At 68.1% G+C, this 16,938-nt stretch carries 14 protein-coding genes and 1 pseudogene; 4 read left to right on the top strand and 11 right to left on the bottom strand.

Annotated elements, in window-relative coordinates; all coding sequences use genetic code 11:
• Positions 1 to 91 precede the first annotated feature (91 nt).
• The 7 genes from GNX96_RS03250 to GNX96_RS03275 all read right to left on the bottom strand — a co-directional run bounded on the left by GNX96_RS03250 (position 92) and on the right by GNX96_RS03275 (position 5,701).
• Positions 92 to 778 (bottom strand): class I SAM-dependent methyltransferase, encoded by a 687-nt coding sequence (locus GNX96_RS03250; RefSeq protein WP_163566954.1) that lies wholly within the window; start codon positions 776 to 778, stop codon positions 92 to 94.
• 7 nt (positions 779 to 785) lie between these two features.
• Entirely contained in the window at positions 786 to 1,703 is a 918-nt protein-coding gene (locus GNX96_RS03255; protein ID WP_279579236.1) for a glycoside hydrolase family 43 protein, read from the bottom strand.
• A 477-nt stretch (positions 1,704 to 2,180) separates the two neighbouring features.
• Positions 2,181 to 2,957: a DeoR/GlpR family DNA-binding transcription regulator gene (locus tag GNX96_RS03260; protein WP_279579237.1), complete on the bottom strand. Its 777-nt coding sequence runs from the start codon at positions 2,955 to 2,957 to the stop codon at positions 2,181 to 2,183.
• A gap of 11 nt (positions 2,958 to 2,968) precedes the next feature.
• The gene (locus GNX96_RS62365) at positions 2,969 to 3,154 is read right to left on the bottom strand and encodes a histidine phosphatase family protein (RefSeq protein WP_390623894.1); all 186 of its coding nucleotides are present in this window, start codon (positions 3,152 to 3,154) and stop codon (positions 2,969 to 2,971) included.
• A gap of 10 nt (positions 3,155 to 3,164) precedes the next feature.
• Positions 3,165 to 3,605 (bottom strand): histidine phosphatase family protein, encoded by a 441-nt coding sequence (locus GNX96_RS48435; RefSeq protein ID WP_390623895.1) that lies wholly within the window; start codon positions 3,603 to 3,605, stop codon positions 3,165 to 3,167.
• Between the two features lie 13 nt (positions 3,606 to 3,618).
• Complete coding sequence (locus GNX96_RS03270) at positions 3,619 to 5,079, bottom strand: FGGY-family carbohydrate kinase (RefSeq protein ID WP_279579239.1); 1,461 nt, start codon at positions 5,077 to 5,079, stop codon at positions 3,619 to 3,621.
• 52 nt (positions 5,080 to 5,131) lie between these two features.
• Positions 5,132 to 5,701, bottom strand: coding sequence for a hypothetical protein (locus tag GNX96_RS03275; RefSeq protein ID WP_163566956.1), 570 nt, complete (start codon positions 5,699 to 5,701; stop codon positions 5,132 to 5,134).
• 527 nt (positions 5,702 to 6,228) lie between these two features.
• Between GNX96_RS03275 and GNX96_RS03280 the strand changes: the two are divergent.
• The 4 genes and pseudogenes from GNX96_RS03280 to GNX96_RS03295 all read left to right on the top strand — a co-directional run.
• A pseudogene (locus GNX96_RS03280) lies at positions 6,229 to 7,488 on the top strand (MFS transporter); the annotation flags it as partial.
• 260 nt (positions 7,489 to 7,748) lie between these two features.
• A complete protein-coding gene (locus GNX96_RS03285) occupies positions 7,749 to 8,360 on the top strand; it encodes a hypothetical protein (RefSeq protein WP_163566957.1) in 612 nt (203 codons plus the stop codon).
• Positions 8,321 to 9,739: a lysylphosphatidylglycerol synthase transmembrane domain-containing protein gene (locus GNX96_RS03290; RefSeq protein ID WP_163566958.1), complete on the top strand. Its 1,419-nt coding sequence runs from the start codon at positions 8,321 to 8,323 to the stop codon at positions 9,737 to 9,739. Before GNX96_RS03285 ends, GNX96_RS03290 begins: the two co-directional genes overlap by 40 nt.
• A 226-nt stretch (positions 9,740 to 9,965) precedes the next feature.
• A complete protein-coding gene (locus GNX96_RS03295; RefSeq protein ID WP_279579240.1) occupies positions 9,966 to 11,069 on the top strand; it encodes a cation diffusion facilitator family transporter in 1,104 nt (367 codons plus the stop codon).
• 316 nt (positions 11,070 to 11,385) lie between these two features.
• Here the strand turns inward: GNX96_RS03295 and GNX96_RS03300 are convergent, their stop codons facing one another.
• From GNX96_RS03300 to GNX96_RS03315, 4 genes are all read right to left on the bottom strand, one after another.
• Positions 11,386 to 13,515 (bottom strand): helix-turn-helix transcriptional regulator, encoded by a 2,130-nt coding sequence (locus GNX96_RS03300; protein ID WP_279579241.1) that lies wholly within the window; start codon positions 13,513 to 13,515, stop codon positions 11,386 to 11,388.
• A 106-nt stretch (positions 13,516 to 13,621) separates the two neighbouring features.
• Complete coding sequence (locus tag GNX96_RS03305; protein ID WP_279579242.1) at positions 13,622 to 14,221, bottom strand: ATP-binding protein; 600 nt, start codon at positions 14,219 to 14,221, stop codon at positions 13,622 to 13,624.
• A gap of 267 nt (positions 14,222 to 14,488) precedes the next feature.
• Positions 14,489 to 16,006, bottom strand: coding sequence for a glycerol kinase GlpK (gene glpK, locus GNX96_RS03310; RefSeq protein ID WP_163566961.1), 1,518 nt, complete (start codon positions 16,004 to 16,006; stop codon positions 14,489 to 14,491).
• A 48-nt stretch (positions 16,007 to 16,054) separates the two neighbouring features.
• Complete coding sequence (locus tag GNX96_RS03315) at positions 16,055 to 16,804, bottom strand: MIP/aquaporin family protein (RefSeq protein ID WP_163566962.1); 750 nt, start codon at positions 16,802 to 16,804, stop codon at positions 16,055 to 16,057.
• Positions 16,805 to 16,938 lie beyond the last annotated feature (134 nt).

A 16,938-nucleotide genomic window follows, 5' to 3' on the forward strand; every position in this document is an offset into this window, starting at 1 on the left:
AACACGTGTACGATTAGGTAAGACCGGGATCGGCGCATCCGTCCACGAACGCCCCCCTCGTCGGCGATGGCGCCGATCCCGGTCTCCCTTTCTAGTACGAGCGGGACCAGAGGTTGACGGCGTAGTCGACCTCCAAACCCTGGTGAGCGGCGCAGAACTCGTCAGCGAGGGCCGGCGAGAACTCGATCCGTACGACCGCCTCCAAGTCGGCGCGCGACTCGAACCGCCAGCCCATGTCCAGGCTCTGCCGGGAAAAACCGTGCCGGCCCCAGAACCGCTCGACCTCGATCGGGTCGTACGACGGCACCTGCCGGCGAAACCACGGCCCGAAGAACGATCGAGTGGCGTCGTTGTCGATGATGAAGGCGACCCCGCCGCGGCGCATCACCCGCTCCAGCTCGCGCAGCCCTGGTTCGCAGCCAGGGCCGAAAAAGTACGACCAGCGGGCATGCGCCACCGCGATGCTACGGTCGGCGACCGGCAGTGCCTGCGCGACGCCGACTCTCACGTCCACAGTGGACAGTCCGGCAACTCGGCGGGCCGCCTGCCGGGCATTGCCGCGATGTGGCTCGACCCCGATCACACTGGCCGCGGTGGCCGCGAACATCGGCAGGTGAAAGCCAGTGCCGCAGCCGATATCCAGCACTGGCTCGCCGGCCCAGTCCCGCATCCGCCGCATCGCGGCCGGAATCACCCCGTCCGGGTCGACCGCGCGGTTTTCCAGCTCGTAGACATCCGGGTGTTTCCAGATGTTCGGACTGGGAATCGCACCGCGCATCCGGAAATTATCGCACCACCACCGGCGTCGACCCGCGCCAGCACAGCGGTGCGGTGAACATCGCCCGCCCGCTGGGAATGTTCGCGTGGAAGACGATCTGGCCGCCGACCACGTCCTGCCCGCCGGGGTTGGTGATCACCCCCGGCCAGGTGGTGCTGTCCAGCACGTACGTGCTGGATTTCTGGTACGGGCCGGTGAGTCGATCCGCGGTGGCGAATTTGACGTGGTAGTTGAGCGTGTACGGGTTCGCTGAATAGAGCAGCACGAATTTTCCGGCTCGTGGCACGATAATGGGCGCTTCGATGACGTTGTTCTCGTCGCCGGCCGGATCCGCGGTGAGCAGCCGGACCCGGTCGCCCCGAAAGGTCAGCCCGTCGGCGGCCACCGGCTGCAGCCATATCGACGCCGGCTGCCCATGGGCGTTGGAATTGTCTTTGTAAACCAGGTAATGCCGGCCATTCACGGTCAGGCTGGACGGGTCGATGTCGCCTTCGTCCTGCCGGCAGACCAACGGCGCGGAGCCGACGTTGCGGAACGGCCCGGTCGGCCGGTCGGCCAGCGCGGCGCCGATGCACTGCACCTGGCCGTGGAAGTTTGCCGCGAAATACATCAGAAACTTGCCGTCCTGCCGGCGGGACACGTCCGGCGCCCAGATCAGGTTGGTGCCGCTGCCCTGGTCGAAGACGGTCCACGACGGCGGCTGCGGCAGTGCGTCGACGGGCTGAACGGTCCACGGGCCGGTGATCCGGGAAGCCCGGGCGACCGGGATGTTGCGCAGGCCGGTGTCGTAGGTGCTGTTCGTCGAGTACGCGTAGTAGCTGTTGCCGACCCGCAGCACGTCCGGATCCGGGAAGTCGCGGTTGATCAGCGGAGTCGGCGCGCCGGCGGCGACCGCGGGCAGATCGCCCAAAGCCAGATCACCCAAAACCAGAGCGCTCTCATCACGAGGGTGCCGACGAGCCCCACCGAGACCACCTGGCGCAGGCCTCGTACGTACCCAGCTAATCCGGTGCGCGGAACGGTCATCTGGGCGCTCCCTGGGTACGACGGAATGCGGCGGACATCCCATTCTCACGTTGTAAACAGCCGGGCGGCACTGAACTGTCCGCATCTGGCAGCCAAAATTCTCGGCAATTGCTACCGCTTTAGGGCCTTTTGTCCATTACGCAGGGTTGATCTTTCGAGCTATCGTCTAGCACGGCGCAACACGCCGTATCGGGTACGCGCCGAGGGTCTGCAGCAGATCCTCTGTCACCGGGGATGTGGGGCCGTGGTGCCGGTGGGCACCGGGTCGCGCGTCCGTCGCGCTCGATGCGCGTGGTCGGGGGAGGCTCCGGTGGTGGCGGGGTCCCGCTGGCCGTGCTGGTCAGCGGGGACCAGTCATTCCCGCAGGCTGGCGACCTCAACGTTCACTCCGCCGGCCCGCATGTCCTCCAACTGCTGCTGCTGCGCGCCGACGCCCGCGTCCACGATGAGCACGTCGAAATCCTTCAGCGGACAGAGCTGGTGCAGGGCCCCGCCGGCCGATCTTCTGGGAATCCATCAGCAGCACCTTCTTGTGCGCCGCCCGCAGCATCGCGCGCTTGGTCAGCACGATCTCCTGCTCCTGGTGGTACGTCATTTCCGGTGTCATCGCAGACGTACTAACGAAAACCACGTCGACGGTGAGCTGGGAAATGGCGTCGATGCAGCCCACTCCGCCGAACGAGTCGTGGGTGTGCGAATACTCCCCGCCGAGCGCGATCAGCCGGATGTCCGGCATTTTGCGCAACACCTCGATGGCACCGATGTAGTTCGTCACCACGGTCAGCGGCGAGACATCGCCGAGCAGCCGCGCGGTCGCCAGCGTCGAGGTGGCGTCGTCGAGCATGATGGCCATCCCAGCGTCGACGTGCCGGCGGGCCACCCGCGCCATCGCGGCTTTCTCGGCCTGCCTGCTCTGCAGCCGAAACTCGATGTTGCTCTCGAAAACACTGGATGGCTGCGCGGACACCCCACCACGGAATTTGCGGACAATGCCCTGGCGGGCGAGATCTTCCAGATCCCGGTGCACGGTCATCAGACTGACGCCGGTCATCTCGGCGAGCTCGTTCGCGGTGGCCGACTCGCGGTCCAGCACGTAACGGGCGATCTGTTCCTGCCGGGACCGGCGGGCCGAGGCGGGCTTTTGCGCGTCCATGTGGCCTGAGCTTAGAAGATCGGGTCTACCGGGCTTAACGGGGCATTGAATCTGGCCAGCCTGAACATTCGGTCAGCTACCTGCAGTTCTGTCACCGCCACGTTGTCAGGCGCGGCCAGCACCCGGCGGTAGGTCGAGAGATCGATTCCCAGCAACTGGCAGAGCGCGAGCCGGATCACGGTGTTATGGCCGACCACCAGGATTCGTTCACCCGGATGTGCCTTGGCAAGCAGTTGTAGACAGTGGACCATCCGGTTGGCGGCCGCGAAAAAGCGGCTCCGCGCCAGGAAAAGGCGACGCCACCGGGTCGCGTACGAACGAGTCCGCGATCTGCGCGCTGTCCGCCCGGATCTCGTCCAGCGTCCGGCCTTCCGCCGATCCAAAGTGGACTTCCCGCAGATCGGCGTGAATTTCCGGCCGTACGCCCAGAACCCGCGCCGCCGGCGCGGCGGTCAGCTGGGACCGGCGCAATGTCGAGCACGCGAGGACGGTCGGCCTTTCGGCGGCCGTCCGGCTGCCGGCCCATTCGCCGAGCAGCCTCGCCTGCGCGTACCCGGCTGGTGCGAGCCCGATGTCCGACGAACCGGCATACCGATTTTCCCGGTGCCATTCGGTTTCGCCGTGCCGTACCAACAAAAGGCTGGTCACTGGTCGCCTTTGGTCAACGGCCGGAAAGCCGCCGCGGCCAGTGCGGTGGGCAGCCAGTCGCGGCGGCACAGCTCGTCGACGAACCGCGCGTACGCGTCGTCGAACCGGCCGGCCCGGTCCGGCCGCGCGGCTCGACCACCTCGCGAATGCGGACCATCGCCTCGGCGGTCGCGGTGAGTTCGCCGGCTGGTGCGGCGGCCAGGATCGCCATCCCGGCGGCCGCCTCGACGTGCGCCGGCAGCGAGACCGGGCGCTTCATCACGTCGGCCCGCAGCTGGTTCCAGTAGCCGTTGCGGCTGCCGCCGCCGGTCGCGGTCAGCCGGCCGCTCACGTCGGCGCCGATCTCGGCGAGCGCCACATAGGCAAGGCGTTCGGTGAAGGCCACCGCCTGCAGTACGGCAGCGAAGCGTACGGCCTCGTCATCCGGGACGCCGAGCTGGAAGCCTTCCGCCGCGGTGGCCCGGAACGGGAACCGCTCACCGTGGCCGACCAGCGGGTACGTGACGCCCGGGGCCGGTTCCACGGCAGCCGCCGCGGCCGTCAGCCGGTCCAGGTCGCCGGCCGGGAAGTCGCGGCTCAGCACCCCGGCGCCCACGCTGGACGCCCCGCCGGGCAGCCAGCCGCCGTCCGGGTGCAGGTGCGAATAGACGCTGCCTTCTGGGTCTCTAAGCAGCTCAGTGGACACGCCCTTGATCGCGAGCGTGGTGCCCAGCACCGAGTTCCAGCTGCCCGGCCGAAGCGCGCCGGCGCCGATCTGGGCGGCGCAGCTGTCGGTCGTTCCGGCCAGCACGGGCGTACCGGCCGCCAGCCCGCAGGCTTGCGCGGCACTCTGGCTGACTGTCCCCAACGGCGTGCCAGGAACCACCAGGTCCGGAAGGACGGCCGGGTCCAGGGACAGCTTGTCGAGTACGTCCGTTGGCCAGCTGAGTTTCGTGAGGTCAGCGCCGGTTTTGAGAGCATGCCCGGTGTCGGTGGCGACCGGGTGCCCGACCAGCCGGGCGGCGAGGTGGTCGGCCTGGTGTTCGATCCGGCGGGCGCCGGTCAGCTCGCCGTGCCGGGCCAGCCAGAGCACCTTGGGCAGCCCCCAGGAGGCCTGGATGCGGTAACCGAGCCGGTCCCACAGGTCCGCGCCGACCTGCTGCACACACTCGGCCTCGTCCCTCGCGCGGCTGTCGTCGTACATGACCGCGGGCCCGGTCGGGCGGCCGGCGTGATCCACTACCAGGACCGTTCCGGACGTACCGCAGATCGCGAGGGCTCGTACCCGCTCGGGCGCGATGCCGTCCAGCGCCTGCCGACTGGCCGCGCACGCCGCGTCCCACCACTCGTCGGGATCCTGCTCGTGCCGGGTGGCCATCCGGTGGTCGGTGCCGAGCGCGGCGAAGCCGGCCGCGACTTGCTGGCCGGTCTCATTGAGGAGCACCACGCGCGCGCTCTGGGTGCCAATGTCGACGCCCGCCCAGAGGTCGCCCACCGCACCCTCTCTCCCCGAAGATCACATACCTGAATGATAAATTCTTCAACCACTATGTTAAGTGTCGTACGCCCGCGCCGCCCTCCGACCTGTTCTTTCTCACCCTCAGTAGTCCTGTTTTGTCCGCATCGACGCGATGCGTGCGTCCAACGCACGCATCGCGTCGATGCGGACAGGGTGGCGTGTACGGGGAGTGAGGGCTAGTCCAGAGCGGCGCTGCAGATCGCGGACTCGAAGGAACCGCTGGTCGAGTCGCTGTCGACCTGCGGCGGCCGTCGACGGTGATCGAGCAGGTCAACGTGCCGTCGTACACGTCATTGTTGTGTACGTCGAGCGTGATGTAGCTGATGTCGTCGCTGTCGAGCGTTTCGGAGTCCGTCCACGGCGACCCGCGGAGGTCGTCCGTGACCACGGCGCCGCTGTCGTCGTAGTAATCGACCTCGAAGATGGTGCCGTCAGCGGAAGTCGCCGAATAGGTCACCGTGTGCACCGAGTCGCCGCCCGGCGCGGAGCTCGCGCTGGTGCCCGGATTGTTGCGCAGGTTCAGATAAAGCACGCCACCGATGCCGACCGAGCACAGGCAGAGCACGACCACCAGGCCGCTGGCGAGGACGCCGATCATCGCTCCGGTGCCGAGCCCTCTGTTGGGCGGCGGGCCCGCCCGAACGGCGCACTGCGTGACACGGGCGGGTAGGCCATGTCTCCCTCTCGATCCCAACGGCTTAGTGTCGCGTGCTGGTGGACCGTCGGAGGGCAGCATACGCACGGCGTACGGGGAACGCAGGTTGATCAGTTCTCTGTGAATCCGCCATGAATCCGCGGCCGTCGTCGCCGGGTGAATCGCCCGATTGTTACGGCGGCGGCTAAACCCGCAGCTCAGCGGCCTGCCGTTGTCACAATCGGATTCCGATTGTGACAACCACGCTTCGGCGAGGACCAAAGCTTTTCGGCCCAATACTCAAGGCATGGCAATCTCCGAAACGGTCCACGATAGACAGACCACCGGTCGGCTTCCGCTGATAGCGGTTTGTCTCGCCTATTTCATGGTCATCCTGGACGTGACGATCGTGACGGTGGCGAACCCGAGCATCGGCGCCGCGCTGCACGCGAGCGTGACCTCGCTGCAGTGGGTGGTCGACGGCTACACGATGGTTTTTCGCCGGCTTGTTGTTGATCGGCGGCGGCTTGGGGGACCGCTACGGCGGGAAGCGGGTGTTCCTGATCGGGCTGGCGGTGTTCGCGCTTGCCTCGGTCGGCTGTGCGCTCGCGCCGGCGGCCGGCGCCCTGGTGGTGGCCCGGTTGGTCCAAGGCGCGGGTGCGGCACTGATGGTGCCGACTTCGTTGTCGCTGTTGCAAGCCTCGTACCCGGATAAAGCGAGCAGAGCGCGCGCGTACGGCATCTGGGCCGCTATGGGCGGGGTGGCCGCGGCCGCCGGTCCAGTGCTCGGTGGAGTGCTGGTGGCGGCCGTCAGTTGGCCGGCGGTGTTCTGGGTGAACGTGCCGATCGGCCTCGCGGCGTTGGTGATGGCGGCTTGGTCCGTACCGGCGCCAGCGGCCCGGCCGTCGTCCGACCGGCTGCTGCCTGAGCTGCTGGTCCAGGCCATCGGCATCGCCGGCCTGGTCGCACTGACCGCGGCGCTCAACGAAGCCGCAGCCGCCGGCGGCTGGGCGGCGCCGGTCGTTGTCGGCCTGCTGGTCGCTGCGCTCGGCCTGATGGCTGCTTTCGTTCTGAGCGAACGAAAATCCCGGCACCCGATGGTGCCGCCCGCGTTGTTCGGCCGGGCCGAGTTCTCGGCCACGGCTGCGGTCGGCGTACTGATCAACGTCGGCTTCTACGGCCTGCTTTTCGCCGCGCCGCTGTATTTCAGCCGGATCTTCGGGTACGGGCCGCTGCTGACCGGCCTCGCGATCTTGCCGCTGTCCGCGATAGTCGCGATCGCGTCCGCGGTGTCCGGCCGGCTCACCGCGCGGCTGGGGCCGCGGATCCCGATGCTCATCGGCCTTCCGATCGGCGCGGCCGGCGTACTCGGCTGGCTGGTCGCCGCCGCCGGCACCCCGTACTGGCTGCTGGTGGCCCCGATGGTGGCGGCCGGCTTCGGCATCTCCTTCACGATGCCCGCCTCCACCGCCGCGATCATGGAAGCCGCCCCACCGGGACCGAGCGGGCGTCGCCTCCGCGGTCTTCAACACCGGCCGCCAGGTCGGCACCGCCGTCGGTGTCGGCATCGTCGGCTCCTTCATCGTCGCGAGCGACCTGATCTCCGGCCTGCACATCGGTGTCATCCTCGGCGCTTCGTGCTTCCTCGCCGCCACACTCGTCACCTTCCTCTTCGTACGCCCGCCGCGAACGTGACCTTTTCGTCGCCAACACGCCGGTGTCGACGACGAAAACGAAGAGGTAGAACCTGAGGAGGCGGGTCGATAGGGGAGCATGGGCGGCGTGAAGCAGCTGCGCCGGGCGCTACCGCTGGGACCAACGGCGGCTGACCCTGGGCTGCTGACGGACGCGGAGATCCTGGCTGGCGTGCCGGACCCGCCGCGGCGGGTACGACGGCCGCTGGATCTGCTTCGGATGGGCGTCGCGGCGGGCGGGCTGGTGCTCGCGCTGCTGATCGGCCGGATCGCGGTGGTCACCACCACCGACTGGGGGGGGCGTCGCGCCGCGGTTGGTGCTGGCGGTCGCGGCGGCAGCTGGGCTCGCGCTGGCCGGTGGGATCGTGGTGGATCTCGCGGTCCGGCGGCGACTCCGGACAGTGGTGGAGGCCGCCGCCGGATTCGCCGTTGCTGGGACCGCGATGGCCCTCCTGGACCCGTCCCGGCCGCTGGAAGGCCTGGTGGCGGGCCTGGCCTCGCTGACAACCGTCGCCCAGCTCGGCCGCCGGCCCCGCTGGCGGATGGTCGCGACCGTGGTGGTCGCGCTGGTCGCCGTGGCGATGGTCTTCGTCGGCTCGGGCGTGCTGGCGGTGGTGGTCGCCCTACTGGCCGGCCGGGTCGTCGGTCTGCTCGTACGTGTCGTGTGTGGTGCGTCGACGACCCGGCCGCGCCCGGTGGACGTACTCGCCGCCTTGCGCCGGACTGACGTCGACCCGGCTGAGCTGCGGATTCGCGAGGGCTCGCGGATGGAGGTCACCGACTCCGCCGGGCGCCATTTACTCGTACAGATCCTGGACCGCGACCACGCCGGCGCGGTGCTGGCGCTGTGGCGCAACGCGCGCTTAAGGGAGCAGGCTGGGGCTTTCCGGTGGTGTCCCTTCGTCGTACGGTCGAGCACCGCAGCTTGATGGCGATGGCGATCGCCGCCGCCGGCGTACGCACCGAAACCCTGGTCGCCACCGCGCCGGTCGCTCCCGACGCGGCCATGCTGGTGATCGAGGACATCGGTGGCCGGCCGCTGTCCGAACTGGCCGAAGTGTCCGACGAACTGCTCGACTCGGCCTGGCAGCAGGTCGCTCTCCTGCAGCGCCGGGCGGTCGCCCACCGCTGCCTCGACAACGTCCACCTCGTTGCACAATCGGAATCCGATTGTGCAACCGAGGGCGGTCGTGAGCGGGTGGACATTCGGCTGACGGCCGGCGGCGTGGTCGCCGCGGACGAGGTGGCGCTCGCGATCGACCGCGCTCAGCTGCTGGTCGCCACCGGTTTACTGGTCGGCCCGGCCCGCGCGGTCGCCAGCGCCCTGCGGGTGGTCGGCGCGGGGGCGCTGACCACGGCGGTGCCGTTGCTGCAACCGATCGTGATGCCGTCGGCCACCCGATCCGCGCTGCGCAAGGAGGACGGCCTGATCGACCGGCTGCGCGAGGAAATCCTGGCCGTGGTGCCGACCCCGCCAGCCGGTCCGGTGAAGGTCGAGCGGTTCAGCATTCGCGCGGTGGTGTCGACGGTCATCGTGATCGTCGCCGTCGTCGTACTCGTCAGCCAGGTCGCCGGCCTCGACCTCTGGTCGGTCGTACGGCACGCCGACTGGACCTGGCTGGCGGCCGGTGTGGCGCTGTCGGCGGCGCGGTTCCTTGGCGCCGGCGTTGGCCTGACCGGGTTCGTCGCGGAGCGGATCAGCCTGCGCCGGTCGGTGCTGGCCCAGCTGGCCTGCTCGTTCGTCGGACTGGCCGCACCGGCCGGCGTCGGAGTGGCGGCGCTGAACGTACGTTTCCTCGGCAAAAGCGGCGTCCCGGCGGCCCCGGCGCTGGCCAGCATCGCGCTCTGGCAGCTCGGCAGCCTCGCCGTCAACGTCTTCTGGGTGCTGGTTTTCAACCTGGTGTACGGGATCAGCCAGCCGCTGATCCCGGTGCCGCGCGGGATCGGCCTACCGGTCATTGGCGCCGCTGTCGTGCTGGTCCTCGCCGCGCTCGCGGTCCCGCGCGTACGCCGGTTCGTACGAGCGCGCGTCCAGCCGTATCTGGACCAGGTTCGGCCCCGGATGGCCTCGGTGCTGACCCGGCCAGGCCGCGTGCTCACCGGCATGGGCGGCTTGTTTTTCCAGTCTGTCTGTACGGTTCTGGTGATGGCCGTCAGCATTCGGGCCTTCCACGGAGAAGCGTCGCTGCTGACCGTCACTTTCGTTGTGGTGGTGGGGGTTGCGCTCGGATCGGCCGCGCCAACGCCGGGCGGCCTCGGCGCGGTAGAGGCTGTGCTGGCCGCCGGCCTGACGGCCGCGCCGGGTTGAATCCGGCCACCGCGGTGTCGGCCGTGCTGCTGTATCGGCTGCTGACTTTCTGGCTGCCGGTGCTCCCGGGTTGGGTGGCCTTCGTCGCCATGCAACGCCGCGAGCTGCTGTAACTCCGCTCGTACGGGAAACCGTAATGACAACCGGTCCCACATATGCGTGTTTGACTATGTGTTGCTATAGTCGGCGATGGCAACAGCGCAATCCCGACAAGGTGGAGCAGGTTATGGGAGTCGGTCACGGGCATGGGCACAGCGGTGGCACCGCGGCCGGTGCGCACCGTCGCCGGCTCGCTGTGGTGCTCGGCATCACCACCACGATCCTGGTCGTCGAAATCGTCGGAGCGCTCATCTCCGGCAGCCTCGCGCTGCTCGCCGATGCCGGCCACATGCTCACCGACGCGACCGGGGTGGCGCTGACGCTGCTCGCCATCTGGATCGCCCAGCGTCCGCCCAGCAGTCGGCGGACCTTCGGCTTCCAGCGTGCCGAGGTGCTGGCCGCTCTTGCGAACGCCGTTCTGCTACTGGGCGTCGGCGGTTTCGTGGTGGTGGAAGGCATTCGCCGGCTGATCGAGCCTCCCGAGGTGGCCACCACACCGATGATCATCTTCGGGGTCGTCGGGATGGCCGCGAACGCTGTTTCGCTGCTGATTCTGGCCCGCGCGCAGGCCGACAGCATCGGGATTCGGGGCGCTTTCCTGGAAGTGATGAGTGACGCGCTCGGCTCGGCCGCCGTCGTGGTCGCCGCTGTGGTGATCGCGCTGACCGGCTGGGAACGTGCCGACGCGATCGCCTCGCTCGGCATCGGGCTGCTGATCGTGCCGCGGACGCTCAAACTTCTCAAAGAAGCCGTCGAAGTGCTGTTGGAAGCCACTCCCGAGGGCGTCGACCTTGACGACGTACGCAAACATCTCTGCGAAACTCCCGGAGTCCTGGACGTGCACGACTTGCACGCTTGGACCATCACCAGCGGCGCCCCGGTTCTCTCGCCCATGTGGTGGTCGCCAACGAGCGTTTGGAATGCGGCTCCGGCACGATCCTGGACGCCCTCCAGCGCTGCGTCTCCGGCCATTTCGACGTCGAACATTCCACTTTCCAGTTGGAACTGGCCTGCCACGCCGACCACGAATCCGGCTCGCACACTTAATCAGCCGGTTTTGCAGGTGACCAGATCTAGTCCCCACCCCATGCGCACCGTTACTTTCACACCAAAGTTGGTCAACTTTGTGCGGGACCCAGCCCCGTCCGGCGCCATCGGCCGCCAGGCCGATGTTGTCGCCCCTCCGGCAGGGGCGCCGGTCCTCAGACCCTGCGGTTTTTGCAGGGTCTGAGGACCGGCTCTCGTAGCCGTAGTCGACGGCGCCCGCGCCGAAGCCGCCAGAAATACAGGGCGGATCGGCAGTAAGCACGAGAAAACCCCACCCCGACACCGCCCTTTGGTGTCGGGGTGGGGTTTTCTCGTGCCTGGTAGACGAGACGCCGCACCCTCACAGAAAACGCCCTTAAGCAGGACGCTCACCTCCGCAGCAAACGCCCTTAACCAGGACGCTCACCTCCGCAGCAAACGCCCTTAAACCAACGGCGCTTACCTCCCAAGCAGACACCCCTTCTAACAAGAATGTCTGAGGTCAATGGGTGGGGGGTGAGTCAATGACGGCGGCGGCTAGCGCGGTTCTGGACTTTACGGCTAGTTTTTCCGCGGATGTTGGTGATGTGGGTTTCCACGGTACGGGGGCGAAGGCCGAGGCGGTCGGCGATTTCTGGGTTGGTGAGGCCGGCGGCGACCAGTTGGGCGATTTCGGCTTCACGGGTGGTGAGGCGAGTGCGGGCGGGCGTTTCTGGTTCGGGAGTTTTGGGCGTACGCAAGAGATCCAGCTGAGCGTCGGCTTCGGCGCGGCGGGCCAGCAGGCCGCCTGACTCGAAAAGTTCGCCGGCGCGTTCGAGGGCGGCGACGGCGGCTTCGCGGTGATCCGGTCCAAGGGGAGCCAGCGCGCGATGCCAGCCAGCAGCCACGCATCGGCTTCGTTGGCGCGATGGTTGCCGGTCGCGAAGGCGACGGCGGCCGCTTTCGCGTACTCGGCGGCGGCCGCTGGGGCGCCGCCGAAAATGGCGATCCGGGCCCGGCTGATTTCCTGGTATCCCAGGTATTTTGGCAGGTCGACGCCGTTTTCGACGGCCTTCTCGATGATCCGCAGCCAGCCGCGGGCCTCGTCCGTACGCCCCCGGGCCAGCTCGGCAAGAACCAGGCCCTGCGCGAAAAAAAACGGTCGGTGCAGCGGATCGATCAGCGGCATTTCGGGGCCACCAAAGGCAGGGACCGCGGTGTCCAGGCAACCGACCGGGTCGCCCATGATCAGCTTCGCGAAGCCCAGCGCGCCGCCGGCCACCGCGTCGAACCAGTTCCGCCGCTCCTGCCCCGAGTCGACCGCGGTTTCGGCGGTTTTCATCGCGGCCGGGCCGTCTCGCCGAGAGACGTGCACGAGGCTGCATCGAGTACGCGACCACCCGTAGATGCTCGCTGCCGGACAGCTCGGCGGCGTCGACCGCGTCCTCGACGTAGCGCAGCGAGTCCGCGATCCGGCCCAGATCCCAGAGCGCCATGGCCGTACCAGCCAGCAAATACGTCAGCAGGTCGTGCTTTCCGGCGCGCTGGCACAGCCGCAGCCCGCGCTCCAGGTGCCGCAGCGCGGCCTCGTTCAACCCCAGGAAGAACTCGGTCCAGCCGAGCGCGGTGAGCGCCTCCAGCCAGGTGACCAGCTCGTCGTCGCTGAGCGAGTCCATTTGCTCGGCGGCCTGCCGCCGCCAGTCCAGCGCGGCCGGGATGTCCCCGACACCCATATGCGCCGCCGCGAGCTCGCATAATGCGGTCGCTTCCAGACCGCGGTCGGCGCGCTGCCGGGCGATCTCCAGGACCTCCATCATCTGGTCCCGGTCAACGCCGAAGAACTCGCCGCTCAGCACCCGCGCCGACGCCAGCTCGACATGCAGCGCGATCAGGTGGTCGGTGGCATCACCGGGCAGCCGGCGCAGCTCGTTGACGACCAGGTCACGGGCCACCGCGGAACGGCCGAGCATGATCTCGACCCGCGAACAGGCCACCGCCGCGTCCACTCGCTGCTGGGTGCCGAATGGCAGCAGGGCCAGCAGCTGCTCGTACGCCGTCCGGCTGTCTGACAGCCGACCGGCCAGCTGGAGCGCCTTGGCCAGGTCGTCGAGCAGCTCGATCCGCCGCTCAACCTGGTCTTCGGGCAGGTTGTGCAGTGCCGCCTGCAGCCATTGGGCGGCGGTCGACGGGCTGGTCATCATGGTTACGGTGGCCGCGTTGGTGAGCAGGTGCACGGCGGCCTGGTCGCCGACCCGGGCGACCCGCATGACGTGCGGTGCGCGGTGGGTCAGCGGCGCGCTCGCCCGGGCCAGCGCCTCGGCGGCCCGGGTGTGGGCGATCTGCTGCCAGCCGCGGCCGGCCGTTCGGTAGACCACGTCCCGTACCAGCGGATGTCGGTAGTGCATCGACTTGCCGCCGCGTTCCAACCGGATCATGTCCCGCTGGATGAGCCCGTCCAGGCCGGCATGAGTGTCCTCGGACGTCAGATCGGCTACCTCGGCCACCTGCTGGGCGTCGAACGGGTCGTCCAGCACCGAGGCGGCCTGCGCGATCAGCCGTTGCCGGGGCGGTAGTTGCTCGAACTCGGCCCGCAGCACCGCGAGCACCGGCCAGTTCGGCGGATACTGCGGGTGCTGGCCGCCGCCGGGCCGCCGGCTGCCGCCGGCCACCACCCGGGCCAGCGCGTCGAGATAGAGCGGGTTTCCGCCGCTGCGCCGATAAAACTCGCGCGCTGGCGGCTCGCTGGCACGGCCGCGCCGAGCAGCTCGGCGGCCTCGGTCAGGCTGAGCGGGCCGAGGTCCAGCCGCAGGTCTGGCGGTGGCCCGGCTCGCAGCGCGGCGGCCAGTGGCGGTGGCAGTTGCCGCGGCCGGTACGCGAGTGCCACCAGCACGGCGGCGCGGCCGGCGGCCGGCGCAGCAAGTGCGCGATGAACTCCATCGAGGCGGCATCCGCCCAGTGCATGTCGTCGAGCGTCAGCACCACCACCCCGCGCGGCGCGGACAGCCGAGTGATCAGATCCTGGATCGCCCGGTGGGTCTGGTAACGCTCGACGCTCGCCCGGTCGTCGGCGGACTGTTCGGCGTACGACCCGGCCTCGGCGAGCGCCGGGAAGACCTCGGCGAGCAGCGCCGCCGATTCGGTGCCGACGATCCGCTCGCGATGTGCGGCGAGCGCGGCCAACTCGTCGTCGATGGCGTCGACGAGCACCGAGAAAGGCACGATGCCGGTGAGCTCACTGGCCCGCCCGGACAGCACTCGGTGTTTGCGGGCGGCCTGGCGCAGCTGGGCGAGGAACCGGGTCTTTCCGATCCCGGGCTCGCCGGTGATCTCCACCAGATGCAGCCGCGGCGACTCGGCCTCGCCGAATGCCCGCAGCACGTCGGAGAGAGCGCGGCCAACTCCGGACCACGCCCCACGAACCGCTCGGCCCCACCAGACAGCGGTTGCACGTCTTTCCTTCACCTGCCGACGCCGTTGTCACCGGCTTTCCCCTGACATTAGCAATGCCGGCCCGGTACCCGCCTGTCGCCATATATTCCGTTAAGTCGCCGTCACTGCCCGTACCGCCCAGACGTCCGCATCGACGCGATGCGTGCGCTGGACGCACGCATCGCGTCGATGCGGACAAGAGGTGGTAACAGACGGTTAGTCGTCGGCGTCGACCCAGTCGAAGGTTTTCGTGACTGCCTTCTTCCAATTGCGATACTGCCGGTCGCGGTCGGCTGGTTCCATCGAGGGGTCCCATTGCTTGTCCTGGGCCCAGTTGGCGCGGATGTCGTCCTCCGACTCCTCCCAGAAACCGACCGCGAGGCCGGCCGCGTAGGCGGCGCCGAGGGCGGTGGTTTCGTTCACCACCGGGCGGATCACCGACACGTCGAGAATGTCGGCCTGGAACTGCATCAGCAGCTCGTTGACCACCATTCCGCCGTCGACCTTGAGCGAAGTCAGCGGTACGCCGGAATCCGCGTTCATCGCGTCGATGACTTCCTTGGTCTGGAAAGCGGTCGCTTCCAGGACCGCGCGAGCCAAGTGGCCAGCGCTCACGTAACGGGTGAGGCCGACGATCGCGCCGCGCGCGTCCGAACGCCAATGCGGCGCGAACAGACCGGAGAAGGCTGGTACGAAATAGCAGCCGCCATTGTCGTCGACGCTGCTCGCCAGCTGCTCGATCTCGGCCGCCGAACTGATCATTTTCAGGTTGTCGCGGATCCACTGCACCAGCGATCCGGTGACCGCGATCGAACCCTCCAGCGCGTAAACCGTGTCTGCCGACCCGATCTTGTAACAGACCGTGGTGAGCAGGCCGTTGTCGCTCATCACCTTTTCGGTGCCAGTGTTGAGCAGGACGAAGTTACCTGTCCCGTACGTGTTCTTCGCTTCGCCGGGGCTCAGGCACGCCTGGCCGAAAGTCGCCGCCTGCTGGTCACCCAGAATGCCGGCGATGGGTACGCCAGCGAGCACGCCTCGATCGCGTACCTGCCCATATTCCTGCGAGGAGGACTGAATTTCCGGCAGCATCGCGACCGGAATGCCCATTTCGCCGCAGATTTCCTCGTCCCAGGTCAGGGTGTCGAGATCCATCAGCAAAGTACGGGACGCGTTTGTCGGGTCGGTGATGTGCAGCCCGCCGTCCGGGCCGCCGGTCATGTTCCACAGCACCCACGAGTCCATCGTGCCGAACTTCAGGTCGCCGGCCTCGGCGCGTTCCCGGGCACCGTCCACATTGTCCAGCACCCAGCGGATCTTCGGGCCGGCGAAGTAGGTCGCGAGCGGCAGCCCGGTCTTTTGCCGATATCGCTCCTGGCCGCCACCGAGCGCGCCGAGTTCGGCGCAGATCTTGTCCGTACGGGTGTCCTGCCAGACGATCGCGTTGTAGACCGGTTTCCCGGTCTTCACGTCCCACACCAGGGTCGTTTCGCGCTGATTGGTGATGCCCACCGCGGCGATGTCGGACGGCGAAAGGTCTGCTTTCGCGAGCGCGCCGGCGCAGACCTGCCGGGTGTTCTTCCAGATCTCCTCGGCGTTGTGTTCGACCCAGCCGGCTTTCGGGAAGATCTGTTCGTGCTCGGTCTGGTCGGAGGCGACCACCCGGCCGGAATGGTCGAAAACCATGCATCGGGTGGATGTGGTGCCCTGATCAATAGCCGCGACATACCTGCTCATGGCTGCTGGGTTCCTCCTGTGCGGTGCCGAATCTGCGGGCCGGGTCGGTTACGTTGCTGAGGGCAGGATAAGGGCCAGCAGCCCGGCGAGCCCGCCACCGATCAACGGGCCTACCACCGGAATCCACGAATAGCCCCAATCCGGACTTCCCTTGCCCTTGATGGGCAACAGGAACGCGTACGCGATCCGCGGCCCGAGGTCGCGGACGGGATTGATGGCATAGCCGGTCGGGCCGCCGAGGGACTGGCCGATGCCCATTACCACGAAACTGACGCCGGCATATCCCAGCGCGGAATTGCCGAAGTGCGGTACGCCGCCGGTGGTCGCGGCCGCGCCGGGGGAGAGCAGAATCCAGCCCACCAGGACAAAGGTGCCGATTATCTCGGTCACCAGGTTCCACGGCGCGTTCCGGACGTTCGGCGCGGTGGAGAAAATCCCCAGCGTGTGCTCGTTGTCGGCGTACGTGTCGAATTGCAGCTTGTAGACCAGCCAGCAGAGGACCGCGCCGACGATTCCACCGGCGAGTTGGCCCAGTAGATAGAAAGGCGTGAGGCTCCAGGCGACCTTGCCGGCGATCGCCAGTCCGAGCGTCACCGCCGGATTCAGGTGCGCGCCGCTCGCATTCGCCATGCTGGCACCGGCGAAGACCGCGAATCCCCAGCCAAAGGTCACCATCAAGGTGCCGCCGGCGTGCCCATATGTCTTGGTAAGGGTGACATTTGCCACCACCCCGGTGCCGAGCAACACTAGAATCGCGGTTCCGATCAGCTCCCAAAGCACGATGGAGCCAGGATTCACAGCGCCTCCTCAGCCGAGGGCGTGAACATTGTGTGCCCAATCACACCCGTCGCCGGACGTTATGTGATTTGCCGGCGATTGTCTACGAGCCGACAGTCGCATTCCGCCGAACGAAGCAGGTCAATGGCCCGCCG

The sequence above is a fragment of the Fodinicola feengrottensis genome (assembly GCF_010993775.1).
In the GTDB taxonomy this organism is placed as follows: Bacteria; Actinomycetota; Actinomycetes; order Mycobacteriales; family HKI-0501; genus Fodinicola; species Fodinicola feengrottensis.

What these genes read in the sequence shown, in the direction of transcription:
- GNX96_RS03250 (WP_163566954.1), bottom strand. Translation starts at nt 778, where the DNA reads ATGCGCGGTGCGATTCCCAGTCCGAACATCTGGAAACACCCGGATGTC.
- GNX96_RS03260 (WP_279579237.1), bottom strand. Translation starts at nt 2,957, where the DNA reads ATGGACGCGCAAAAGCCCGCCTCGGCCCGCCGGTCCCGGCAGGAACAG.
- GNX96_RS03275 (WP_163566956.1), bottom strand. Translation starts at nt 5,701, where the DNA reads ATGATCGGCGTCCTCGCCAGCGGCCTGGTGGTCGTGCTCTGCCTGTGC.
- GNX96_RS03295 (WP_279579240.1), top strand. Translation starts at nt 9,966, where the DNA reads ATGGGAGTCGGTCACGGGCATGGGCACAGCGGTGGCACCGCGGCCGGT.
- glpK (WP_163566961.1), bottom strand. Translation starts at nt 16,006, where the DNA reads ATGAGCAGGTATGTCGCGGCTATTGATCAGGGCACCACATCCACCCGA.